Source organism: Scandinavium hiltneri, assembly GCF_024764835.1.
Classification (GTDB): domain Bacteria; phylum Pseudomonadota; class Gammaproteobacteria; order Enterobacterales; family Enterobacteriaceae; genus Scandinavium; species Scandinavium hiltneri.
This window is the reverse complement of sequence record NZ_JALIGE010000076.1, coordinates 233,000-257,957: the sequence shown is the minus strand read 5'-3', so window position 1 is coordinate 257,957 and position 24,958 is coordinate 233,000. Positions and strand designations below refer to the sequence as shown.

21 protein-coding genes and 1 tRNA gene are annotated in these 24,958 nt (G+C 54.1%); 11 read left to right on the top strand and 11 right to left on the bottom strand.

The features are described from left to right. The first annotated feature begins 278 nt into the window (after positions 1-278). Both putP and MUU47_RS18730 read left to right on the top strand, forming a co-directional pair. Entirely contained in the window at positions 279-1,787 is a 1,509-nt protein-coding gene (putP, locus tag MUU47_RS18735; protein WP_258989663.1) for a sodium/proline symporter PutP, read from the top strand. 114 nt (positions 1,788-1,901) lie between these two features. Further along, positions 1,902-2,330, top strand: a complete 429-nt coding sequence (locus tag MUU47_RS18730; protein WP_258989662.1) for a DUF3574 domain-containing protein — start codon at positions 1,902-1,904, stop codon at positions 2,328-2,330. A 107-nt stretch (positions 2,331-2,437) separates the two neighbouring features. On the opposite strand, the gene MUU47_RS18725 is transcribed toward MUU47_RS18730, so the two are convergent. Next, complete coding sequence (locus tag MUU47_RS18725; RefSeq protein ID WP_258989661.1) at positions 2,438-3,622, bottom strand: NupC/NupG family nucleoside CNT transporter; 1,185 nt, start codon at positions 3,620-3,622, stop codon at positions 2,438-2,440. 252 nt (positions 3,623-3,874) lie between these two features. On the opposite strand from MUU47_RS18725, the gene efeU reads away from it, so the two are divergent. The 3 genes from efeU to efeB are packed head-to-tail and all read left to right on the top strand — an operon-like array spanning position 3,875 to position 7,179. Further along, positions 3,875-4,705 (top strand): iron uptake transporter permease EfeU, encoded by an 831-nt coding sequence (gene efeU, locus MUU47_RS18720; RefSeq protein ID WP_258989660.1) that lies wholly within the window; start codon positions 3,875-3,877, stop codon positions 4,703-4,705. Positions 4,706-4,761: 56 nt separating this feature from the next. After that, positions 4,762-5,889 (top strand): iron uptake system protein EfeO, encoded by a 1,128-nt coding sequence (gene efeO / locus MUU47_RS18715; RefSeq protein ID WP_258989658.1) that lies wholly within the window; start codon positions 4,762-4,764, stop codon positions 5,887-5,889. Positions 5,890-5,895: 6 nt separating this feature from the next. Further along, on the top strand, positions 5,896-7,179 hold the full coding sequence (gene efeB, locus MUU47_RS18710) for an iron uptake transporter deferrochelatase/peroxidase subunit (RefSeq protein WP_258989657.1): 1,284 nt from the start codon (positions 5,896-5,898) through the stop codon (positions 7,177-7,179). A 96-nt stretch (positions 7,180-7,275) separates the two neighbouring features. Here the strand turns inward: efeB and MUU47_RS18705 are convergent, their stop codons facing one another. Then, positions 7,276-8,580 carry a 6-phospho-beta-glucosidase gene (locus tag MUU47_RS18705; RefSeq protein WP_258989655.1) on the bottom strand — a complete coding sequence of 435 codons (1,305 nt, stop codon included), beginning with the start codon at positions 8,578-8,580 and terminating at the stop codon, positions 7,276-7,278. Between the two features lie 110 nt (positions 8,581-8,690). Here MUU47_RS18705 and MUU47_RS18700 point away from each other — a divergent pair, with 110 nt between their 5' ends. Further along, positions 8,691-9,626 (top strand): LysR substrate-binding domain-containing protein, encoded by a 936-nt coding sequence (locus tag MUU47_RS18700; protein ID WP_258989653.1) that lies wholly within the window; start codon positions 8,691-8,693, stop codon positions 9,624-9,626. A gap of 472 nt (positions 9,627-10,098) precedes the next feature. Further along, positions 10,099-10,887 carry a phosphate starvation-inducible protein PhoH gene (gene phoH / locus MUU47_RS18695; protein WP_168713829.1) on the top strand — a complete coding sequence of 263 codons (789 nt, stop codon included), beginning with the start codon at positions 10,099-10,101 and terminating at the stop codon, positions 10,885-10,887. A 149-nt stretch (positions 10,888-11,036) separates the two neighbouring features. On the opposite strand, the gene MUU47_RS18690 is transcribed toward phoH, so the two are convergent. From MUU47_RS18690 to MUU47_RS18650, 9 genes are all read right to left on the bottom strand, one after another. Then, positions 11,037-11,124 (bottom strand) — tRNA-Ser (locus MUU47_RS18690). 133 nt (positions 11,125-11,257) lie between these two features. Then, a complete protein-coding gene (locus MUU47_RS18685; RefSeq protein ID WP_258989651.1) occupies positions 11,258-12,217 on the bottom strand; it encodes an oligopeptide/dipeptide ABC transporter ATP-binding protein in 960 nt (319 codons plus the stop codon). Beyond that, positions 12,210-13,196 (bottom strand): ABC transporter ATP-binding protein, encoded by a 987-nt coding sequence (locus MUU47_RS18680; RefSeq protein ID WP_258989649.1) that lies wholly within the window; start codon positions 13,194-13,196, stop codon positions 12,210-12,212. The genes MUU47_RS18685 and MUU47_RS18680 overlap by 8 nt, the downstream gene beginning before the upstream one ends. Continuing rightward, entirely contained in the window at positions 13,196-14,089 is an 894-nt protein-coding gene (gene ddpC, locus MUU47_RS18675) for a D,D-dipeptide ABC transporter permease (RefSeq protein ID WP_258989647.1), read from the bottom strand. Before ddpC ends, MUU47_RS18680 begins: the two co-directional genes overlap by 1 nt. Next, on the bottom strand, positions 14,086-15,108 hold the full coding sequence (locus MUU47_RS18670) for an ABC transporter permease (RefSeq protein ID WP_258989645.1): 1,023 nt from the start codon (positions 15,106-15,108) through the stop codon (positions 14,086-14,088). The genes ddpC and MUU47_RS18670 overlap by 4 nt, the downstream gene beginning before the upstream one ends. 57 nt (positions 15,109-15,165) lie before the next feature. Further along, the gene (locus MUU47_RS18665; RefSeq protein WP_258989644.1) at positions 15,166-16,728 is read right to left on the bottom strand and encodes an ABC transporter substrate-binding protein; all 1,563 of its coding nucleotides are present in this window, start codon (positions 16,726-16,728) and stop codon (positions 15,166-15,168) included. A 2-nt stretch (positions 16,729-16,730) separates the two neighbouring features. Further along, positions 16,731-17,309 (bottom strand): D-alanyl-D-alanine dipeptidase, encoded by a 579-nt coding sequence (gene ddpX / locus MUU47_RS18660; RefSeq protein ID WP_258989643.1) that lies wholly within the window; start codon positions 17,307-17,309, stop codon positions 16,731-16,733. Between the two features lie 18 nt (positions 17,310-17,327). Beyond that, a complete protein-coding gene (locus MUU47_RS18655; protein ID WP_258989642.1) occupies positions 17,328-18,194 on the bottom strand; it encodes a MurR/RpiR family transcriptional regulator in 867 nt (288 codons plus the stop codon). Positions 18,195-18,541: 347 nt separating this feature from the next. Further along, positions 18,542-19,771, bottom strand: coding sequence for an MFS transporter (locus MUU47_RS18650; protein WP_258989641.1), 1,230 nt, complete (start codon positions 19,769-19,771; stop codon positions 18,542-18,544). A gap of 365 nt (positions 19,772-20,136) precedes the next feature. Here MUU47_RS18650 and MUU47_RS18645 point away from each other — a divergent pair, with 365 nt between their 5' ends. The 4 genes from MUU47_RS18645 (at position 20,137) to hisD (ending at position 24,858) form a co-directional block, all read left to right on the top strand. Beyond that, positions 20,137-21,207, top strand: coding sequence for a LacI family DNA-binding transcriptional regulator (locus MUU47_RS18645; protein ID WP_258989640.1), 1,071 nt, complete (start codon positions 20,137-20,139; stop codon positions 21,205-21,207). Next, positions 21,204-22,175 carry a nuclear transport factor 2 family protein gene (locus tag MUU47_RS18640; protein WP_258989638.1) on the top strand — a complete coding sequence of 324 codons (972 nt, stop codon included), beginning with the start codon at positions 21,204-21,206 and terminating at the stop codon, positions 22,173-22,175. The genes MUU47_RS18645 and MUU47_RS18640 overlap by 4 nt, the downstream gene beginning before the upstream one ends. Before the next feature lie 232 nt (positions 22,176-22,407). Then, a complete protein-coding gene (locus MUU47_RS18635; protein WP_258989637.1) occupies positions 22,408-23,547 on the top strand; it encodes a nuclear transport factor 2 family protein in 1,140 nt (379 codons plus the stop codon). Positions 23,548-23,550: 3 nt separating this feature from the next. Next, positions 23,551-24,858 carry a histidinol dehydrogenase gene (hisD, locus tag MUU47_RS18630; protein WP_258989636.1) on the top strand — a complete coding sequence of 436 codons (1,308 nt, stop codon included), beginning with the start codon at positions 23,551-23,553 and terminating at the stop codon, positions 24,856-24,858. The last annotated feature ends 100 nt before the right edge of the window (positions 24,859-24,958 follow it).

Genomic DNA, 24,958 nt, shown 5'->3' with positions numbered 1-24,958 from the left:
GTTAAATCTTCTTAACACTAATTAAGACGTGGCGTTGATGTGAGGAATCCAGGTTTTATGCGGTGCTTAACACTTTTGCCAGGTGCAACCGTGAAAAGCGTGAGCGAGTGCAACCTATAGGAAATAGATCCTGTTGACGGGATGTTTTATCTGTAAATGCAGTGTTAAATCGTTTGTGAATAAATTCAGCATGCGGCAGGATACGCTCCGCCCGTAACAAAGAGCCCATTACTTCGTTCCGGTAATAGGGATAAAAAGAGTTATTCTGGAGAATTTCGATGGCTACTAGTACACCGATGGTGGTGACGTTTCTAATTTATATATTGGGCATGATCCTGATTGGGTTTATCGCCTGGCGTAATACCAAAAACTTTGATGACTATATTCTGGGCGGGCGTAGCCTGGGTCCATTTGTCACCGCATTATCTGCGGGTGCGTCCGACATGAGCGGCTGGTTGCTAATGGGCCTGCCGGGCGCCATTTTCATTTCCGGTATCTCTGAAAGCTGGATTGCCATTGGTCTGTGCCTTGGCGCATGGATTAACTGGAAACTGGTGGCCGGACGCCTGCGCGTTCACACCGAAGTGAACAATAACGCACTGACGCTGCCGGACTATTTCACCGGTCGTTTCGAAGATAAAAGCCGCGTGCTGCGTATTATCTCCGCGCTGGTCATTCTGCTGTTTTTCACCATCTACTGTGCATCCGGCATTGTGGCGGGGGCGCGTCTGTTCGAAAGCACCTTCGGCATGAGCTATGAAACTGCGCTGTGGGCCGGTGCGGCGGCGACCATTCTTTACACCTTCATCGGCGGCTTCCTGGCCGTGAGCTGGACCGACACCGTGCAGGCGAGCCTGATGATTTTCGCGCTGATCCTGACGCCGGTGATTGTGATTATCACCGTCGGCGGTTTCGGTGACTCGCTGGAAGTGATTAAGCAAAAGAGCATTGAAAACATCGATATGCTCAAAGGGCTAAACTTCGTGGCCATCATTTCCCTGCTGGGCTGGGGCCTGGGCTACTTCGGTCAGCCGCACATCCTGGCGCGTTTCATGGCAGCGGATTCCCACCACAGCATCGTTCATGCGCGTCGCATCAGTATGACGTGGATGATCCTGTGCCTGATGGGGGCGGTGGGCGTAGGCTTCTTCGGGATTGCCTTCTTTAATACCCATGCTGACCTGGCGGGTGCGGTAAATCAGAACGCCGAGCGCGTGTTTATCGAACTGGCGCAAATCTTGTTCAACCCGTGGGTTGCCGGTATCCTGCTTTCTGCCATTCTGGCGGCGGTGATGTCGACGCTGAGCTGTCAGCTGCTGGTGTGCTCCAGCGCGATCACCGAAGATTTGTACAAAGCGTTCCTGCGTAAAGGCGCGAGCCAAAAAGAGCTGGTATGGGTCGGTCGCTTTATGGTTCTGGCCGTGGCGCTGGTGGCGATTATGCTGGCCGCAAACCCTGAAAACCGCGTGCTCGGCCTGGTGAGCTACGCCTGGGCCGGTTTCGGTGCAGCGTTTGGTCCGGTGGTGCTGTTCTCAGTGCTGTGGTCCCGCATGACGCGTAACGGCGCTCTGGCCGGAATGGTCATTGGTGCAGTCACGGTTATCGTCTGGAAACAGTTCGGCTGGCTGGGTCTGTATGAAATTATTCCGGGCTTCGTGTTTGGCAGCATCGGGATTGTGCTCTTCAGCCTGCTGGGCAAAGCGCCGTCTGCCTCCATGCAGAAACGCTTCGCCGAAGCGGACGCGCATTATCACTCTGCGCCGCCGTCCCGGCTACGGGCCGAATAACTCGCTATTGTATTCAACGTATCTGAAGCCCGCGAAAAGCGGGCTTTTTTCTTGCTAATCGACTGAAAATGCGCTGATATCTTCCGGCTAAAAAAACAATGAGGATAGCAGGCAATGACACTAAAAATGGGGTATGCCGCCATCGCTTTGGCGTTCGCGCTCAGCGGTTGTACGGCTCCAACGCAAAAATCCGCCGCAGACACGCAAAGCTGTAAAGCGGATAACCAGATGCAGCAAACCACGCTGTATTTCGGCTTGAGCCGTCCGGCGGGGAAAGATATTACGCCGCAGGAATGGCAGCAGTTTGTGGATAATGACGTCACGCCGCGCTTCCGCGATGGGCTGACGGTGCTTGATGCACGTGGTCAATGGCTCGGTAACGACGGCAAAGTGGCCCGTGAGCAGAGCAAAGCGTTGATGCTTATCCACGGTAAAGATGCGCAGAGCGAAAGCAATATTGAAGCGCTGCGTAACCTGTATAAATCACGCTTTGCCCAGGAATCGGTGATGCGGGTCGATAACCCGGTGTGCGTCCAGTTCTGATAAAAAACGGCGGGATTATTATCCCGCCGTTTATTTTTGTCGGCCTGAAGGGTAGGCCCGTGCAAGCCAAGTGCCGCCGGGCGTCCAAAAACCGGGCTTATTTCAGCTTACAGGAACAACCCCGCAAAACTCGCCGACAGCAAGCTCACCAGCGTCGCGCCGTACACCAGGCGCAGACCAAAGCGTGAAACCGCATTTCCCTGCTTCTCGTTCAGTCCTTTAATCGCGCCCGCCACAATGCCGATAGAGGCAAAGTTCGCGAACGACACCAGGAACACCGACAGAATGCCTAAGCCCCGCGGCGTCATCTGTGCGGCAATCTTTTGCAGCTCAATCATCGCCACAAACTCATTCGCCACCAGTTTAGTCGCCATGATGCTGCCCGCGTTCAGCGCATCGCTCAGTGGAATGCCAATCAGCCATGCCAGCGGATAGAAAACGTAACCGAGGATCTGCTGGAAGCTCAGGCCAAACAGCGTCGAGAACAGGGCGTTCACCGCGCTTATCAGCGCAATAAAACCAATCAGCATCGCCAGAATAATCATCGCCACTTTAAAACCGGCGAGAATATATTCCCCGAGCATCTCAAAGAAACTCTGCGACTCATGCATTTTCTCGAGTTTAATCTCCGCTTCGGCATCCGGACGCGTCGGGTTAATCACCGACAGGATAATGAAGGTGCTGAACATATTGAGGATCAGCGCCGCCACCACATATTTCGCGTCGAGCATGGTCATGTACGCGCCGACAATCGACAGCGACACCGTCGACATCGCCGTGGCCGCCATGGTGAACAGGCGACGAGAGGAGAGGTCGGACAGCACGCCTTTGTAAGCAATGAAGTTTTCCGACTGGCCGAGGATAATGGAGCTTACGGCGTTAAACGATTCCAGCTTGCCCATGCCATTCACTTTCGACAACAGGGTGCCGATGACGCGAATGAAAATCGGCAGAATACGCCAGTGTTGCAGAATGCCAATCAGCGCGGAAATAAAGATAATCGGGCACAGCACGCCTAAGAAGATAAACGCCAGGCCCTTATCGCTCATGCCGCCGAAGACGAAATTGCTGCCCTCTGCGGAGAATTTAAGCAGCGATTCAAATACCCCTGAAACCGATTTAATCAGAACTAAACCGCTTTCGGCGTGCAGGAAAAAGAACGCCAGCGCGATTTCAATAATAATGAGCTGCGCAATATAACGAATACGTATGGTTTTGCGGTCAAAACTGACCAGCCAGGCGAGCGCGAGGATGACCACCAGCGCCAGCAGGAAGTGAAGAATATTAGCCATTTCATTTTTGTTTGCAGGTAAACGGGTCGCATATTTAGCCACAGCGAAGCGGCGGCGTAAACGATTACCTGTTAACAGCCTTAGACTAAATTGCTTTGTCTGATAACGATTCCGGCTGCAAGTTTTTACAACCTGACATCATTATCCGCACATTTTGCTTGTGTTTCTTCGTGTCGTAATGATAATCACTATCACTCATATTTACGAAACTTTGCATCGATTGACTGCGGTTCACACTGAAGGGTTTCAGGCATGTTTGTTCCATTTCTCATTATGTTACGCGAAGGGCTGGAAGCGGCGCTGATTGTCAGCCTGATAGCGAGCTATCTTAAACGCACGCAGCGAGGACGCTGGATTGGCGTCATGTGGATTGGCGTGTTTCTCGCCGCCGCGCTGTGCCTGGGACTCGGCATTTTCATCAACGAAACCACCGGTGAATTTCCGCAGAAAGAGCAGGAAATGTTCGAGGGCATCGTGGCGGTTATCGCGGTGTTTATCCTGACCTGGATGGTGTTCTGGATGCGCAAAGTGTCGCGCAACGTGAAGAAACAGCTGGAAGACGCGGTGGATAATGCGCTGCAAAAGGGCAATAACCACGGTTGGGCGCTTATCCTGATGGTCTTTTTCGCCGTGGCGCGTGAAGGGCTGGAATCGGTATTCTTCCTGCTGGCCGCGTTCCAGCAGGATCTCGGTATCTGGCCGCCGCTCGGTGCAATGCTTGGGCTTGCGACTGCGGTGGTCCTTGGGTTCCTGATCTACTGGGGCGGCATTCGCCTGAATCTCGGCGCGTTCTTCAAATGGACCAGCCTGTTTATTTTGCTGGTGGCTGCAGGGCTTGCCGCCGGGGCGATTCGGGCCTTCCATGAGGCAGGGCTGTGGAATCACTTCCAGAACATAGCGTTCGATTTCAGTAACACTCTTTCGACCCACACGCTGTTTGGCACCCTGCTTGAAGGTATTTTCGGCTATCAGGAAGCGCCAAGCGTCAGCGAAGTGGCGGTGTACTTTATCTATCTGATCCCGGTGCTGGTGCTGTTTTCCATGCCGCCGCGGGCCTCCACGAGTCCTTCTCGTACGGCGTAATCAGCACAGCAATGATTGGCTAGTAGTTACAACATACTTATTGAAAGGGATGGGTCATGACGATTAATTTCCGCCGTAGTGCGCTGCAGCTGGGCATCGCTGCGCTGTTTTCTTCTGCGTTCGCTGCGCAGGCCGCCGATATTCCACAGGTAAAGGTTACGGTCACCGACAAACAGTGTGAACCGATGAACATCACCGTTAACTCTGGCAAAACCCAGTTCATCATCCAGAACCACAGCCAAAAAGCGCTGGAGTGGGAAATCCTCAAAGGGGTGATGGTGGTGGAAGAGCGTGAAAACATTGCGCCGGGCTTCACCCAGAAAATGACCGCCAATCTGCAGCCGGGTCGTTATGAAATGACCTGTGGTCTGCTGACTAACCCGAAAGGCACGCTGATTGTTAAAGGTGAAGCCACCGCGGACGCGGCGAAAGCCAACGCCGTGCTGAGCCTGGGTGACGCGATTGCCGACTACAAAACCTACGTGACGGCACAAACCGCAGAGCTGGTGAAAGGGACTCAGGCCTTCACCGATGCGGTGAAAGCGGGTGATATCGAGAAAGCCAAAGCGCTGTACGCCCCGACCCGTCAGTACTACGAGCGCATCGAACCGATTGCTGAACTGTTCTCTGACCTCGACGGCAGCATCGATGCCCGTGAAGACGATTACGAGAAGAAAGCGGAAGACCCGAAATTCACCGGCTTCCACCGCCTGGAGAAAGCGCTGTTTGCTGACAACTCCACCAAAGGCATGGAGCACTACGCTACTCAGCTGAACAGTGACGTGCAGGAACTGCAAAAACGCATCAGCGAACTGGCCTTCCCACCGTCAAAAGTGGTGGGCGGTGCTGCCGGTCTGATTGAAGAAGTCGCGGCCAGCAAAATAAGCGGTGAAGAAGACCGTTACAGCCATACCGATCTGTGGGATTTCCAGGCTAACGTCGACGGCGCCCAAAAAATTGTCGATCTGCTGCGTCCTCAGCTGCAGAAAGAAAACAGCGCGCTGTTGGCCAAAGTGGATGCCAACTTCAAGAAAGTCGACACCATTCTGGCGAAGTACAAAACCAAAGACGGCTATGAGACTTACGATAAGTTGACTGACGCTGACCGCAATGCGCTGAAAGGGCCGGTAACGACGCTGGCAGAAGATTTAGCGCAGCTGCGTGGGATCCTCGGACTGGACTAAAGCGTTATGACACAGAGCAAATCGCACGACGTGACCGAGCCGTCACGTCGTCGCTTACTGAAAAATATCGGCGCGCTGGGAGGCGCGCTGGCGTTGACCGGGGGTTGCCCGGTCGCCCATGCGGCGAAACCGCAAAGTGCACCGGGGACGTTGTCTCCGGATGCGCGAATGGAAACCCAACCGTTCCACGGACTGCATCAGGCGGGCGTGCTGACCCCTCAGCAGGCATCGATGATGCTGGTGGCGTTTGACGTGCTGGCGAGCGATAAAGCTGACCTGACGCGTCTGTTCAAACTGCTGACCGACAGGATAACTTTCCTCACCACCGGTGGGCCCGCGCCCGATACGCCGAACCCGCGGCTGCCGCCGATGGATTCCGGGATCCTCGGGGCGTATATCGCACCGGATAACCTGACCATTACCGTTTCCGTTGGTCAGTCGCTGTTTGACGAGCGCTACGGGCTGGCGGCACACGCGCCGAAAAAACTGCAGCGCATGACGCGTTTCCCCAACGATTCGCTGGATGCGGCCCTGTGTCATGGGGATCTACTGCTGCAAATCTGCGCTAACACCCAGGACACGGTTATTCACGCCTTGCGTGACATCATCAAGCATTCGCCGGATTTACTGAGCGTGCGCTGGAAGCGGGAAGGATTCATCTCTGATCATGCCGCTCGCAGCAAAGGCAAAGAGACGCCGGTGAATCTATTGGGCTTCAAAGATGGCACCGCCAATCCGGACAGCCATGACGCGAAGCTGATGGATAACATTATTTGGGTGACGGACGGGCAGGGTGAACCGGCGTGGACCACCGGTGGTTCTTACCAGGCGGTGCGCATTATCCAGTTCCACGTGGAGTTCTGGGACCGTACGCCGCTGAAAGAGCAACAGACCATTTTCGGGCGCGATAAGCATTCAGGCGCGCCGTTGGGAATGCAGCACGAGCACGATGTGCCGGACTACGCCAACGATCCGAACGGCGATGTGATTGCGCTCGACAGCCATATTCGTCTGGCCAACCCGCGCACGCCGGAAACCGAATCCAACTTGATGATGCGCCGCGGCTACAGCTATTCGCTCGGCGTGACCAACTCCGGTCAGCTGGAAATGGGGCTGCTGTTCGTTTGCTATCAGCACGACCTGGAGAAGGGATTCCTGACCGTGCAGAAGCGGCTCAACGGTGAAGCGCTGGAAGAGTACATTAAGCCGATTGGCGGTGGGTATTTCTTTGTTCTGCCGGGGGTAAAAGCGCGGACTGATTACCTTGCACAAGGTTTACTCGAAGCCTGAGTCGTTATCGGTTGCTAAAAAAAGGGTTCATGTCTGGCATGAACCCTTTTTTAATGTGCTATTCAGTCCGAACAGCGAAAGGCTGAAAGCAGGCAGTTAGTGGAAAGAAGGCATCAGTGCTTTATTTTCTTCGAGAACTTCCGCTAACGCCTCTTCAAGCAAGGTCCCGCTGGTAATGAGTGGGTTAAGCACCAGCGCGCGCCATGCCGTATGTCTGTCTCCGGTTATCGCCGCTTCGATAGTCAACTGCTCGAAGTTTTTCATCAGTTGAAGCAGTCGCAGCGTATCTTCCGGGAATGCGGCTACATTCAGTGGCAGTGGACCAGAACGGGTGATGACGGAACTCACTTCGACTGCACAATCGTCAGGTAATCCGTTGATTGCGCCGTTGTTTCGGGTATTGACGTGCATGATGATGCGTTTGTCATTGTGGATAGCGCTCATCAGTTCGCAGGCGGCTTCTGAATAATATTGTCCGCCACGCCCTTCGAGCGCTTTGGGTTTCTCCGCCAGATCCGGATTTTTATAGATCTCGAAAAGTTGGTGTTCAAGCGCTTTCACCACTTCGCCGCGGGTCCCTTCACCGCCTGCTTCGCCAATCTCCTGCTTGAGAATATCGTCTTTCATGTAGTAATAACGGAGATAGGCACAAGGGATCATGCCCAGTCCTTTGAGCACATGCGCAGGCCAGCTAAAAGGCGGAATATTACGCGGCACCAGCGGATCATTACCGGCCAGGATCTCATCAATCACATCGTGCAGTTTGTCTTTGCCGTTTTGCAGGATCTGGCGAGCAAAGATGAAATGATTCAGACCGGCGACCTGCATGATGAAATCTGCGCTATTGCCCAGCAGCTGAGAGACGCCTTTCTGCATGATAACGGGCACGTTGCATAACCCAACGGCTTTAATGCTGCTGTGGCGCAAAATCGCCTCGGTCACCATGCCTGATGGATTGGTGAAGTTCAGCAGCCAGGCGTCAGGGCAGAGCGTTTCCATTTCACGGGCAATCTCCAGGGCGATGGGGATAGTGCGGCAGGCGTTAGCAAACCCACCTAGCCCGTTTGTTTCTTGACCAATCATGCCGTATTTCAAAGAGATGCGTTCATCACTGATACGCGCGTTGAGACAGCCTGCACGGAATTGAGAACAAACATAGTCCGCGCCTGCCAGTGCTTCACGGCGATTTAGCGTTTCATGAACCGTGACTGACAATCCCGCTTTATTCAGCATCCGGCGCGCCAGGTTGGCGATGATGGCCATTTTTTCACGGCCTTCTTCGATATCGACCATCCACAGTTCACGCAGTGGAAGTTCAGCCGCGCGGTTGATCAACCCTTCAATCAGTTCAGGGGTGTAACTTGAACCGGCGCCAATAATGACTATCTTCAATTCAGACATGCTCGCCTCATTAAAATTGTTAACTCATAGTCATTAAAAGTGTTTGCGGATTGCCTGACAAACGAATTAAAACCTACAATGGATTAACTAAATTAATCCATAAGATTATTATGCTGGAACAACAAAGCACACTTGCCCTGCTTCAAAGCTTCGAGGTCGCGGCCCGACACATGAGTTTTACCCTGGCGGCGAAGGAACTCAATCTGACCCAAGGCGCGATGAGTCACCGGATACGTTTGCTGGAAAATTATCTGGGATTTCGGCTGTTCATCAGAATGACCCGCAAGCTGCTCTTGACCGAAGAAGGGGAGCGGTTATTGGCGACCCTCAGCCTTTCCTTGCGGGCAATTGGTGATGAAATTGAAGATATTCGCAGCCAGTCTCTACGTGGGACCTTGCATATCGGGGTTGCGCCAACGTTTGCACAGAACTGGTTGATGAAACGATTGCCTGAGTTTCAGACGCTGTGGCCAGGCATTAACCTGACAATAAAAGTGCGGGCGGGGGTGATGGAGTTCCACGATGAGCGGGTCGATTTAGCCATTTACTACGGCGCCAGCCGTTACGCTGATTTACATCAGGAGCGGCTTTTTGACGAGCAATTGATCCCGGTGTGTTCGCCGGAATATGCCCGACGAAAAGGGGTGACACAGATGTGTGACCTTCAAGAGGGCTGCTACATTCATGCCAGTGAGTCCACCGATAGTCAGCAATCGTTTTCTGAATGGCGGATCTGGTGTGAGTATCATGGCCTGGATATTCCGTACCGGAAACAGCATTACAGTTTTAATCATTACCAGATGGCAATTCAGGCCGCGGAAAGTGGTATCGGAGTGCTGATGGGCCGCAAATTGTTGATTCAGCCGTTACTCGATTCCGGGAGGTTGGTTGCGCTAAGTGAGCTCACCATTGCCTCCGGGATGGGATACGACCTTATCTACCCTAAAGAAAACAGCGACAGAATACGCTTTAAGGCATTTATAGAGTTTTTACGCCAGCAAATCTCGGCAACCTCGTCATCCGCAGGCACAACGCTGGCGCAATAATCTCGCTTTTTCTGCGACTTAAATGAAGGCTGACATCTTTCTGTCATTGTTTTGTCAGAGACTTTCTCTGCCGGCAGAATGTGGATGGTTGCCTGTAAGTAAAAAATATGTTGCATTTATGATAATTCATGATGTACTTATTACAACAGCGGTAGTTCCCGGCAGTGAGTGAAAGTAGCCACTTAGGAGATCGCGAATGGTAGGGTCCTGTTCTGGACATAAAAGTAAAAATAACCGCACCAAACAGCGCGGAGGCCTCACCTCCGGCAGCGATTTCTTCACCACTAAATTTCCCTCTTCGACAGCAACTCATGACTCCACCGATGTGATGCGCGGTGCGCGTAGTCGCGTCATCACGTCCGATCAACCGGCAAGCAATGGCTTAAAAGGAAGCCAAACCTCAGACGTTAGTGCGCATAATCGTGCCGAAACGGGCACGTGTAATGTTGACCAACAACTCAAGGTGCTATCCATGGGAAGACAAAAAGCAGTGATCAAAGCTCGTCGCGAAGCAAAACGTGTGCTGAGACGGGATTCACGCAGTCATAAACAACGTGAAGAAGAATCGGTCACCTCGCTTGTGCAGATGAGTGGCGTAGAAGCAATTGGCATGGCAAGAGACAGCCGTGATCATTCTCCAATTGAAGCTCGCAATGAAGCTCAGGCGCACTACCTGAATGCTATCGAGAGTAAACAGCTGATTTTCGCCACCGGCGAGGCAGGGTGTGGGAAGACCTGGATCAGCGCAGCAAAAGCGGCAGAGGCCCTGGTTCATAAGGATGTGGACAGGATAATCGTCACCCGTCCGGTTCTGCAGGCCGATGAAGATCTTGGCTTCTTACCCGGGGATATTTCCGAGAAGTTCGCCCCGTATTTCCGCCCGGTCTATGACGTTTTAGTCAGAAGGCTGGGGGCGTCCTTCATGCAATACTGCCTGCGCCCGGAAATCGGCAAGGTAGAGATCGCGCCGTTCGCCTATATGCGCGGACGTACATTTGAAAACGCGGTTGTTATTCTGGACGAGGCCCAGAACGTGACCGCGGCGCAAATGAAGATGTTCCTGACGCGCCTCGGGGAAAACGTGACGGTTATCGTTAACGGCGACATCACCCAGTGTGACCTCCCGCGGGGTGTGGTGTCCGGTTTGAGCGATGCGCTGGCACGTTTTGAAGAGGACGATATGGTCGGTATCGTTCGCTTTAACAAAGACGACTGCGTGCGGTCCGCGCTCTGCCAACGTACATTACACGCCTATAACTGAGTCTGGTTTGCCGAAGATAAAGCCCGCGAAATGCGGGCTTTGCTGTTTCTGAGGCGGGGTATTGTTGCCTGATAGTGCTGCGCTTTTCAGGCCTACGGAATACAGCCGAAAAAAAAGCCCGTACTTTCGTACGAGCTCTTCTTAAGATATGGCGGTGAGAGAGGGGTTCGAACCCTCGATACGTTGCCGTATACACACTTTCCAGGCGTGCTCCTTCAGCCACTCGGACACCTCACCATATTGTATCGCTGCCTTTCCTCTCGGGGGCAACGGGGCGCTACTATAGGGAGTTGGATGAAAACGGTCAAGAATATTTTCCTTATTTTGGCGTTTACGGTTAAGCAATGAACACCCCTTAGCGGTTTCGCTCTTATTTACCTCCCATTGCGATGATTTTCTCCGCTTTCCAGCAACGCGTGGCATGGTTGTCTGTCAGCCTGCGTAACGGTTGAGGCACTGCGCAGCCACTTTCAGCCCACGGACAGCGCTCGCGAAAATAGCAGCCTGCCGGCAGATGACGGTTACCGGGCAGCTCGGTGTTTTGCGGCGCTTCTCCCAGCGGGGTGTCGAGACGTGGCACGGATTCCATTAGCAGCCGGGTATAAGGATGGGCCGGAGCTTCGAGCACGCTTTGCGTCTCGCCCATTTCCACCACCTGGCCGAGATACATCACCGCCACGCGGTCGCTCATATGACGCACTACCGAGACGTTATGCGAAATGAGAATGTAGGTCAGATTTTGCTGTCGCTGCAACGTCACCAGCAGATTCAGGATTTGCGCCTGTACTGAAATATCCAGTGCAGAGGTGGGCTCGTCGAGCACCATAATATCGGGCTGGGCAGATAACGCGCGGGCGATAGCGATACGCTGTCGCTGCCCGCCGGAAAAGGCGTGCGGTGGGCGGTCAAGATACTCTGGCCGAACCCCGACCTGTTGCGCCAGTTTTTCTGCCAGCGCCCGGCGAACCTTTTCACTGGATCGCGATGCTATCCATACCGGCTCCGTGATGATGCGCCAGACCGGCAGCCGTGGATCGAGTGAGGAGAGCGGATCCTGAAACACCATCTGCATTCCGCCTCCAGGCCTGTCCGCCGGTAAGCGGGAACGGTCAAGCTGGCCTGTGCCCGGCGTCAGCATGCCCATTAACAGTTTTGCCAGGGTGCTTTTGCCGCAGCCAGACTCCCCCACAATACCCAGCGTTTCGCCGCGTCGTACCGTTAAATCCAGGCCATTGAGCGCATGAACATATTCGGTCACCTTACCGAGCCAGTTTCTCCGTGACGGGAAGGCAAGGTGAACATTGGTCAGTTCGAGCAGGCAGTCAGACATGCGCGTTCTCCTGTTGTGGATACCAGCAGGCGATGGCCCGGCTGCCGTCATCCAGCGGGCGTAAAGGGGGCACGTTGCCACAGGCTTCACCCGCGGCGAAACAGCGCTCACGGAAGACACAGCCTGCCGGTAAGTTTGCCAGATTGGGCACCGTTCCAGGAATAGAAGGAAGCGTAGAACGAGGCTCGCGGAATTCTGGCGCACTGTTCAACAAACCGAGGGTGTAAGGATGCTGTGGATGGTTCAACAGGCTGTGAGTCTCCCCGCTTTCGATTACCGATCCGGCGTACATCACATACAAACGATCACAAAGCTGGGCGATGATCGCCATATCATGGCTAATAAACAGGACGGCGGTGCCCGTGGCTTTCGCTTTTTGTTTCAGCAGTCGCAGCACCTGGCGCTGGACCGTGACATCCAGCGCGGTAGTCGGTTCATCGGCAATCAGCAGGTCCGGGTCGCAGGAGAAGGCGAGGGCAATCATCACTCGCTGACGCATTCCGCCGGAAAGTTCAAAAGGGTAGCGGTCCATCACCTGTAACGGATCGGCTATTTGCATATCCGTTAACAGCGAGGCGGCATGCGCGCGGGCATCGCGAACGGATAAGCGGCGATGCTGACGAATCACATCGACCATCTGCTTGCCAATGCGGCGTGTGGGATTGAGGGCGGTCATCGGCTCCTGAAAGATCATCGCCACCCGACGGCCACGTAGCGTGCGCAAGGTTTTCTCCGGGGCTGTCAGCATGTCGGTGCCGAGCAGGTTCACGCTGCCACTATTGATATGGTAGCTATCGGATGGGATCAGGCGCATCGCGACCATTGCCGTCACTGATTTGCCGGATCCGGATTCACCCACCACACCGACGATTTCCCCCCGGTTAACGTGCAGGGAAACCGCGTTCAGTACATGCGCCTCGCTTTGATAGAGCGGGAAGCTTAAACGCAGGTCCTGAATGCTTAATACCAGCTCGCTCATCACTGACGCCCTCCCGATTTCGGATCCAGCAGGTCCTGAATTCCGTCGCCAAACAGATTAAATCCCACTGCGGTAATCAGAATGGCTGCACCAGGAAAGGCGCAATACCACCACTGATCAAGCACATAGTTACGCCCATTAGCGACCATCGCTCCCCATTCTGCCGTCGGTTGTTGTGCTCCCAGGCCGATAAACCCCAGCGTTGCGGCCATCAGAATGGCGCTGCCGATATCCAGCGATGCCTGAACGACCAGCGGGGGCAGGGCATTCCGCAAAATATGCCAGCTGATCAAATGCCAGCGGGAGGCACCAAAAGTGACGGACGCCTCAACAAAGGTGTGTTGACGCACCACCAGCGTTTGGCCACGTGCCAGGCGTACATAAAACGGAATGCGCACAATGGCGATGGCCAACATGGCGTTGAACAGACTGGGGCCGAGTGCCGCCGCCAGCGCCATGGTCAGCACCAGTGAGGGAATCGATAACATAATGTCCATCAGCCGCATAATAAGGGCGTCGCTGCGCCCGCCGAGCACGCCGGAAAGGCAGCCCAGCAGCGAACCGCTGATCCCGGCGATAAGCACCACCGCCAGTCCTGCGGCCACCGATTGCTGGCTACCGATCAGCACCCGACTGAAGAGGTCCCGTCCGACTTCATCGGTCCCAAACCAGTGGGTGAGAGAAGGGGCTAGCAAGCGGGCGGACAAATCGATGGCATTCGGATCGTGCGGGACCAGCCAGGGCGAGAAGATCATCAGCAGCAGCACCAGCACCATGATCCCACCGCCGATAAGGGTTAACGGACTTTTACGTAACAGCCACAGTCGGCGTTTCCAGATAAGCGCGGGGTTCCTTTTCACCACCGCTAGCGGTTGTTGCTGGGTCATCATCATTGTTTTTCTCCCCTTCCAACGCGCGGATCAATCCACAAATACAGTAAGTCAACGGCCAGATTCACCAACACGTAAGCAAACGACACCACGATGGCAAAGCCCATCACCGCCGGGAAATCGAGGGACTGAATAGAGGTCACTACGTAAGCCCCCATCCCGGGCCAGGAGAACACCGTTTCGGTGAGCACTGCGCCGTACAGCAGGTCACCGAGTGCCAGCCCCAGTACCGTGACGGAAGGGATCAGCGCATTTGGCAAGGCGTAGCGCACCACGATAGTGAACTTGCTCAGACCGCTCGCCAGCGCGGTGCGGACATAATCCTCGCCCAGTTGTTCCAGCATCGCGGAGCGGATCTGGCGGGCGACAATTCCGACGTGAACAAACGCCAGCGTTAATGCAGGCAATATCAGGTGCTGTAGCGCGTTGAAGAACACCTCCATGTCCCCGGCCAGCAGCGAATCAATGAGATAGAAACCGGTGATGCGGGCCGGTGGGTCAAGCCAGTCATCCAGCCGTCCGCTACCCGGCAGCAGGTTGAGCTTGCCGTAAAACAACACGATAACCCCGAGTCCCAGCCAGAATGCTGGAGTGGAGATTCCGGTCAGCGCCATCAGTCGCACCAGATGATCGGTCCAGCGATTGCGGTAAACCGCCGACAGCACCCCCAGCGGTACACCGACAATCAGCGCAATAAACAAAGCACAGATCGCCAGCTCAAGGGTCGCGGGGAAAAAGGCCCGCAAATCTTCCAGCACCGGGCGGCCGGTACGGATGGAGGTGCCTAAATCGCCGTGGGCCAGGGCGTTGACATAATGGGCGAATTGCTGCCACAGCGGCAGATCAAGCCCCAGTTGATGACGAATGTGCTGCACAATTTCATCGCTGGCTCGCTCACCGGCCAGCAGGCGCGCCGGGTCACCGGGGATCAGGTGTGAAATAATAAAGGTGATCACACAAACCCCGATGACGACCAGAACCAGTCCCCAGCAGCGCTGGCGTAGTAAACTCCAGAAACTCATATTGACGCCCTCTGCCAGGCCCGAAGGCCTGGCATCGTGTGGTAATGATGCTGAGGGTTATTTGTGCATCTCCGCGATGTTGAAGATCTGCTCCAGCATGGGGTTAAACACGTAGCCTTTGACCTCTTTATTGACGGCGACCTGATAGTTTTTCTGGAACAGATAGACATACGCCGCCTCATCGATGACCCTTTTTTGCGCAGCCTGGTAATCCTGGGTACGCGCGGTCTGGTCGGTGGTTGAGACGGCTTTTTTCAGCAGAGCATCGACCTGCGGATTGCTATAGAACGAGCGGTTTCCCGGCAGCCCTTTTTTGTCGGATTCGAACCAGTAATTCATGAACATATACGGATCGGCAAAATCGGGGCTCCAGTTACCGATGGCGATGTCGTAATCCCCTTTACCGATGCGCTCGCGCATGGTGGCGTTCGCCAGTTTCTCCAGCTTGACGCCTATCCCCAGTTTTTGCAGATTTGCCTGCGTCGAGAGGGCAATAGGTTCCCAGTTAGGGTCGCTATCGGAATAGAGGAAGGTGAGCGATGACGGCTTGCTGGCAACTTTCTCGAATGCCGATTTGGCTTTGTCGAGGTCGAAACTGTACTGCATGGCGTTGGCGTCGTAACCCCACATTCCTTCTGGAATAGGCCCACGCATCTGCTTACCATTACCGCCGAGGATCCCTTTCACCATCCCCTGATAATCAGTCGCCCAGGAGACGGCACGCCGCAGGTCAACCTGATTCATCGGCGGTTTGCTGTTGTTCAGATACAGATAGGTGACACGCAGCGCCGGGTAATCATTGACCGCCACTTTGCCTTCTGTTTTCAGTGCCGCGAACTGATCCACCGGCAGGGCGTCGGCAATGTCCACATCACCTTTGGTGACCTGAAGGCGACGGGCTGCGCTTTCGCCGATAATTTTAACGCTAACGCGCTTAAAGGTCGGGGCCGGGCCGCTGAAATGCGGATTAGGGACGAGGATCAACTGCTGGCCTTTTTGCCAGCGTTGCAGTTTAAAGGCTCCCGAGCCCGCAGTATGCTCAGCCAGATACCCCCTGGCATCATCGGCGGCGTGTGCTTTTAATACCGTCGGGTTAATGATGGAAGCCCCGTCATTGGCGAGGGTGTGCAGGAAGGGAGCGAACGGTTCGCTGAGGGTAAATCGTACCGTTGTCGGGTCGACCGCATCAATTTTCAGACTGGCAGGAAAGGCCTCTGACGGACCTTGTTTGATGCGTAACAGGCGTTCGAAGGAAAGTTTTACCGCTTCAGCAGTAACCGGGGTGCCGTCGTCAAATTGTGCGTTGTTGTGCAGGGTAAAGGTCCAGACTTTACCGTCGTCGGAGGTCTGCCATTTTTCCGCCAGGTCACCCTCGACGTCCGTGGAACCTTTCCCGTTTTCGGTTTTGTATTTCACCAGGCGCTGATAAGCCGGATAGGTGACGGTCCAGTCGTTATTATCAATAGTGACGGCGGGATCCAGGGTTTGCGGATCGGCGGCTTTGCCAATCACCAGCATATCTTTTGGAACGGCCGCTAAAGCCGGATGAGCAAAAGCTGCCAGGGCCGCAGCAAGCAGCATAGGGCGAACATGTAAAGAGGCTGTGTGGGTCTTGTTCATGGCTAAACTCCGTCGCATTGGTCTGGAGAAATACAGGTGAATACATCATCAAGCAGCGGATAACCGGCCGCACCCGGCACTTCAAAATGCCACCATTCGCTGGTGATCCCGACAAAGCCGCCACCGAACATAATGGCGTTGAGCAACAGACGATTGCGCTGGGCAGTCAGGGGAACGTCCGGATGGTAAGGATGTGAAAGGACATCCATCTCATCAAAATCGGTACCCATATCCAGCGGTTCGCCCTGACCGTCCAGCAGTGTGACGTCGATGGCTGTGCCGCGACTGTGGTTCGAGCCGCGTGACAGCGGGACGACATATTCCTGATTAGGACAGGCCTCCCACAGATACGCCTGCGCCTGTTGCGGGCGATAGGCGTCCAGTACCAGTAGCGTCAATCCGGCGGCATCGGCAATCGCCAGACTTTTCTCCAGTGCCCTTGCGGCCTCTGGATGCAGCAGACAGCGTGCTTCACTGTAAATCGCCCGACCGGTGATGTTATCGGCGGTGGCGTATTTCAGGTTTATCTTCAACCCGGGAAAGCGGGTGGCGATATCGACCAGTTGTTGTTTTTCACTCATCTCAACGTTCCTGTCTGATTAACGTTCAAACTGCCCAAATTCCTGCTGAAGCTGGCGATTGTGCGCAAGCCGTTCCGGGAGTGCCGGACCCAACTGTTCTACTACCGCCGACAGCAACAGATTGAAAAGACAACTCACCGGTGCGAGGGAATCCCAGAAATGGCCGGTATCGGTTTTGACCTGTAATAAATCCAGTGGGTAATCGCGTGCCCACGGGCACCAGATATCGGTGACCAGCGCCATTGAGATGTTGCGTGCCGCAGCCGCCTGACAAAACTGGCGTGCGGTAATGGAGTAGGCGCGCGTATCCGTCAGCACAATATAGGGATCGCGGTACTCAGAATTCAGTGCTTCCAGCCAGCTGCCGGAACTGCCGTCGGCGTAGATAACCCGCGGGCGCAGATATTCGAGATGGCTGAAAAAGGTGTTGGCGATGCCACGGGTCGACTGGATACCGACCACGATAATGGCGTCAGCATGCGCAATTCGCTGGCTGATGCGAACGAAGGTTTCCTGTGAAGCGAGTTGGTAAACGTAGCGTATGGCATCCAGCTCCATCTGCAGGGAAAGACTTTCCCGGTCGGGCTGGTGCTGTTGCTGCGCCCAGCTATCCAGCCTGTCGGTCACGCCCCAGTGGCGATACGGCGAGCTGGAATGCGCTTTCAGGCTGTTTTTAACATCCTCGAGATTGCGATAACCCAGCTTGCGCAAATAGCGCCCCACGGTGATGCCGCTGGTGCCGGTCGCCAGCGCAATGCTGTCGGCAGTCTCAAAGGGAATATGTTCCCGATGGCTCAGCAGCCAGGAGCCAATTCGTTTTTCACTCGGCGTAAGAAGGCTGAAAGCGGATTCAATTTTTCTGAACAGGTCTGCGTTATCGCTCATGGTCGCCTCGATGACAGCGTGCTCTCATACTTTCATAGCGTGTTACCTGAATAACAAAGCACGATATATGCCATGTTGCCGGGGACGCGGGAAACGCCGTCTGCACGGGCGAATGGGATTTTTCAGGTGAACGATCAGCGTAGGCGTGGGGAGGAAAACGCACAAAAGTGGTACAGCGAATTCGGATGCCGCATCACAAAAATAAAACATTAAATTAACATATGTGACACTTTGATCTGATTATTGGCCCTTAACGCAGGACCAAAATATTCCGGCTCAGCGCCCCGACAGCCGTCGTCGGGGGCAGAAGCGTTGTGGTCCGTCGCAAGAAGCGCGACTGCCGTGGTTTACTCTCTGGCGGCGCTCAGCGCGGCAGTACCGGCGCTGGTTTTAGGCCGTTGTCTGTGTTGCACACTGCGTGCGGCAAGTGGGGTGATGATCAGCGACAGTATCGACAGCGCGCCAATCACTAAATATCCAGAGGTCAGGTTCACGTGTTGCAACATGATGCCCATTAACACCGGACCGACAAACATGCCGCAGGAATAGATAGTCTGAAACAGCCCCATTCGTGTCGATTGTTCATCGTCGGCGGTGTTCACCACACTCAATGACATGGTGACGGCAAAGGCGGCCCCAAACGAAAAGCCAGCCATCGCCTGCCAGAGATAAATGATATACAGATTACTGGTATAGGGAATGGCGACGCTGGAGACTATCTGCATCACGACAGCAATCAGCGCGGTATTCAGCAGCCCGAGACGGGAATAAAACACCGAACTACACAGCGCGATAGCCAGCGCATAAAACAGCAAATGAACATTACTTAACAGGGTCAGGATACCGGCTTTGCCGCCAAGCTGTTGAGCATAGATTGGCGTTAAGGTATCCCGTGTGGCAAAGGGCACCAGAATCACGAGGGTGGCGAGTAAACCAATCAACCAGACTGAGGGGTCTGACAGTTGCCGCCGGGCGCTAATGATACAGGCACTCAATGTCGGTGCCCGCGTTGCATCATGCACATCCTTGATACGTATCGTCAGGATCAGTGCCATAAAGGCGGAGATGCTTGAAACAAAATACCCCGCACCATGGCCGAAAAAGTGGATCAGCGCGCCGCCGATACAGTTGCCGAGAAAGACGCCCAGCGGCCCTGCGAGCGCCAGTAATGCCACAGCCGCAGGCGCATCTTTGCGATCGAAGTAACGAATAAATAAGACGTTGTACAGCACCCATGTGGCCGCCGTCACTCCGTCGGCCGCTTTCGCGAGATACAGGGTAATAGAATTAGGTTCCAGCCACGCAATCGGCCAGGTGACCAGCGGCAACAGCAAGCTGAGCTGGATAAAAATTTTACGGCTCTTCACCACATCAGAGAGGATGCCGATAGGGAAGCGGACAAACAGTGTCGCCAGACCGCTGGCCCCCATAATTAATCCCACAACTTCAGGTTGTATCCCGTCACTGATCAGCATCGGGGCCAGAAACGCATCAATACTGTGAATACAGATGTAAAACAGAACGCTGATGCAGAAAAAAAGTCTGACGTCTGAACGACGAAGGAGTGCACGAAACATGGTGGTGAACCTCTTTTAATGAAGGGGGGATTACCCATCAAGTACGGCATTAACCGGGACCATCCGCTGTCGCAGACCGCATCATACCGGTATCACTGACGGCATTTTTTCGTTCATTGCATACGAATGCAAACACTGAAGTTATGAAAAGGTTTCAATGTTGTAAAGGTTAAGTTTGTAAATGTGAAAAAAATAATTTTGTTTGTTGCATACGCATGCAAGGATGGTGTAAGTATAAAAAAAGGCATTGCACCGAGGGCCAAAAACGCCAGTCTGGCGTTGCCTGGTGAGTCCGTTACACTGATACCACAAGAGGTTAGGGGACTTAAGCGTGATGGCTGAAATGTTAAAAAGGAACCGTGGCAATGAAACGTAAGACTTTTGGTCCGGTGACGTCGCAACAGGTTGCACAAATAGCGGGCGTGTCACAATCCGCTGTTTCAAGGACCTTTACGCCAGGGGCGAGTATCGCACCGGCGACGCGTGAAAAAGTGCTGAAAGCAGCACGCGAACTGGGGTATCGGCCTAACGCTATTGCCCGTTCGCTCAATACCGCACGTTCGCGGATTGTTGGGGTGGTGATGTCCTACTTCGACAACCAGTTTTATCCGCAGGTGCTTGAGACGCTGGCGCAAAAACTGGATGAGCTTAATTACCACTTACTGTTGTTTGTCGGCGATCGTGACGGCAACGTCGACCGGATATTTGACCAAATCATGCAGTATCGCGTCGACGGTATCGTGCTGGCGTCAGTCTCGCTGTCGATGGAGTTATCGCAGGAGTGCGTGGCCGCAGGGATCCCGGTGGTGCTGTTTAACCGCAGCGAGGAGAGCGGCATTGTCTCCAGCGTGAACAGCGATAACGAAACGGCTGCCCGACAAATAGCCCACTTTTTGTTGGCCGGGGGACATCATCGTTTTGCTTATGTCGCCGGGATTGCCGATTCGTCGGTGAACCAGGCGCGGCAGAAGGGTTTTACGGAAACTCTTCACCGTCAGGGCATTGCCTCTGTCCATGTGGTTCAGGGAAATTACGATGCTGAGCAAACCCGACGGGCAGCCAGCGAACTCTTCTCGGTATCGCCCACACCTGATGCCGTGTTCGCCGCAAACGATCATATGGCCCTGATGGTAATGGATGTTGCGCGCTACGAGTTTGGACTGCGCATCCCGGAAGATGTCTCGGTGATTGGCTATGACGATACCGGCCCCTCAGGTTGGCCGTCTTATGCGCTGACGTCTGCCTCGCAGCCCGTAGAAGCCATGGTCCAGGCAACGGTGGCGTTACTGATGAAACAGATTGATAGCGGAACGATTGAACCTGAGCAGGTGGTGGTGCCCGGACAGTTGGTGGTCCGTCACTCTGCCCGGCGCCCACAGGCGGGTGTGGTGGAAAAAGATGGCGTCTCGCTGTTCCAGTTGCAGGAGGTTGAATGAGCAGGTTACCGGGCTTCAGCCCACAGTTTGATTCTATCCAACAATTTATTTTGACCCTGACGCACGTGGTATGGGAGCAAAAGGATATTGGTCAGTTGGCCGACTTCTACGCCACCCCCGTCGTGTTTCAGACGCCGGAAAAGCGGCTCACCGATCTGTCGCAGTTTATGCGTTTAACGCTGGAAGCGATGCACAGTTTTCCGCAGCGTAAAGTCCTGACCGAAGACATTCTGTGTAGTCACTCCGCGCATAACGACTATTATGCCGCGCAGAGATCGTTGGCCTGTATTCAGCATTCGGGCGAAGGTTTTTATGGGTTACCCAGCGGGAACACCGTTTGGGTGCGTACATTTACCGATCGTATTTGTGCCGAAGGCGCGGTTCGTCAGGAATGGTTGTTACAGGACAGAGCGGCGATCATTAACCAGATTGGACTTAATGTCCGGGAGTTCGCGTGCGAACTGGTGCGGACGCGTCAGGAAGCAGGCATCGAGATGTTGTCGGCTGAAGAACTGGATGCGCTTTGGGCTGGTGGCCCGGAAGGTGATGACGTTGAAGGCGCGCTGGCGGGGCTTGTGGAGCGCTATCTGTCCATGTGGGCGGGCGGTAACAGCGGTGTGGTGCCCGGGTTGTACCATCCGGCGGCGACGCTGCATGGGCCCGGGCATGTGTTACGTACCGGCGAGCAGGACATCAGTGCCTTCCTGTCAGGCTATCGTGCTTCATTTGCCGATAGCGAAACGCAGCTTCATCATTTGATTGTTCGTCGTGATGCCAATGAACCCGTGAGGCTCTCTTTGCGCTGGTCGTTATTAACCTGGCATGATGGATATGGTCAATTTGGTGCACCATCTCGCCGCCCAATATCGATTACCGGCATTAGCCAACTTGAATTACGCGACGGGTTAATCATACGTGAATATCTGGGGATTGATGAATTAGCCATCTGGTCGCAGATCTACAGTTAATCCAGGGGGAGAAATACTCCCCTTAAAATAAAGAATTCCGAAGCGATAAACCATCTGTTTATTGCGGGAGGCGTTTGTCTACATTTTTTATCAGCATTATCACCGCGCAATTTGGTGAGGCGTCACTGTAGCCGTAGTCTGTGTAAATAAAACGTTATTTCTGCCGCAACGGGGTGGGCATAAATAACGTGAACAGAATGCGACATAATATAAATGCAATGCAGGAGGTTATATGTCTTCAACTGAAACTACCCAAAAAGCACCGGCAGTCGCAGAAAAAAGTAATGTAAAATCCAGCCGTGATGAATCTGTATTACAGGTTGAGCGTCATGACTTTGTCGATCTGGTACCGGAAAAACGGCCACGTGCGCAATCACTTCGGGGCTTTGATGATTGCTATACTGATATTGTCGATTATATCGTGCGCTGTACCCATAAAATTTGGGACGAACGTGATGTCGGCTTAATTTATACCCACTATACCCACAACTGCGTGTTATATAACGCACTGGGGACGATGTATAATCGCGAGCAGGTTGTACAAGATACTATACAGCGCCTGATTGCATTCCCGGATCGCCGTGGGATGGCGACCCAGGTTATCTGGAACGGGGATGATATTAACGGTTTTTATACCTCGCATCTGGTCACCGGTACCGGCCGCCATACCCAATACAGTCATCTGGGTAAACCGACCAATCGCACGTTTGTGACGCGGACAGTCGCCGATTGTATGATCCATGAAAATAAAATCTATCGCGAGTGGGTAGTCAGCGACAATATGTCGATGATGCGCCAGTTAGGGCTTGATACCGATGCGGTGGCTTACGGAATGGCGAAGGAGCAATTTGATAAAGGCTTCCGCGTCACCGATATTGGCGAGAACCGCCGCATGGTCGGCCAGTATCCACCGGAAATGGCGTGTGATGACTCTATCGCCCATACCGATATCGAAGCGCAATGTCTGCAATGGTTCCATGAAATTTATAACCGTCGCATGCTGGGTAAAATCAAGGATGTCTATGCCCCGAATGTGCAATGGCATGGTCCATTGATGAAAGAACTTTACGGCCAGGCCGCAGTGATTCATCAAACGCTGGCGCTGATTGGGATGATCCCGGATGGCGCATGGATCCCGCAGCATGTGTGCTCGAACTCTTGCGATGAAGGGGGTACCAAAGTGGCGATTCGCTGGATAATGGAAGGGCACCATCTTGGCTATGGCGAACTTGGAAAACCTACCGGCGAGCGACTGTTCGTGATGGGGATGTCCCATTACCACATTGTGAATGGCAAGATTGTGGATGAGTGGGTGGTTTACGATCATCTGGCTCTGCTGGCGCAAATAAAACTGGGTCAGATGGAGGCCTGAACAATGAGTCGGATCAGTGATAACGAGGTCGAGTTCATCAAGCGACCACAGGGACAGGATTTGCAAGCCGATCTTACGTTGAGTACAACCGTGCAGCAGATTATTGAGCAGGTTCGTGCCCGAGGCGATGAGGCGCTACGTGATTTCTCTGCAAAATTTGACCGTACCGTGCCAGAGGCGTTCGAGGTTTCAGCGCAGGAAATAGAGGAGGCGCTTGCCGGGATTGACCCGCAGACCCGTAAGGACAGCGAATTCGCTATCGCTCAGGTCAAACGGTTTGCGCAGGCGCAACTGGCGACGATGCAGCCGCTGGAGGTCGAAACGCTGCCTGGTGTACACCTCGGTCACCGCATTATTCCCATTGAAACGGTGGGTTGCTATGTGCCGGGTGGACGCTACCCGATTCTGTCTGCGCCGATTATGTCAATCGTGCCTGCGGTGGTTGCCGGATGCGACAATATCATCGCCTGCTTACCGCCTGGCGCTCACTCTGCGATGATCGCCATTTGCCATCTGGCGGGTGCGCACCGTATTTTCAAAGTTGGGGGAGCTCAGGCCATTGCCGCGATGGCCTGGGGCACAGTCTCGATCCCGGCTGTCGATAAAATCGTGGGGCCTGGCAATGCGTTTGTGAATGAAGCGAAACGCCAGGTGTTTGGCAAAGTGGGTATCGATGCGCTTGCCGGGCCGAGCGAAATCTATATCGTCTCTGATGACAGTGCCGATCCGCGTATCCTGGCGGCCGATTTGCTGGCACAGGCAGAACATGATGTTCACACCCGTGTTGGTATGGCCACCACCAGTGAGCGCGTTGCGCAGCAAACCCTGGCTGAAATTGAAAGGCAATTGCTGAATCTGCCAACGGCAGTCACTGCGGGTGAAGCCTGGAAACGGCAGGGCGAAATAGTGATTTGCAAAGATGAAGAGCAGCTGATTGCCTGGGCCGATCATATCGCGACAGAACACCTGCAGGTCCACACTCGCGACCCGCATGGCACCGCCAGTAAGATCCGTAATTATGGTTCGCTGTTCATTGGACAAAACGCCAGCGTGGTGTTTTCGGACAAATGCTGTGGCACTAACCATACGCTGCCAACCATGGCGGCAGCGCGTTACACCGGCGGACTTTGGGTCGGTGCTTATGTGAAGATTTGCACCCATCAATGGATAGATGACCACGGAATTGCCGCAATTGCAGCACCCGCGGTGCGTCAGAGTCGAACCGAGGGGATGCAGGCACATCGTCGCGCCGCCGAAATCCGCCTGGATCCTCAGGCAATAGACCAAATTACTGCGGGGCAAAAGGATTGATCTAAGCCACGGTAATGTGTTTTACGTGCAGGCCGCAATGACGTTATTGCGGCCTTGCAAACCACAGACGAAAAAAAAGCCCGTACTTTCGTACGAGCTC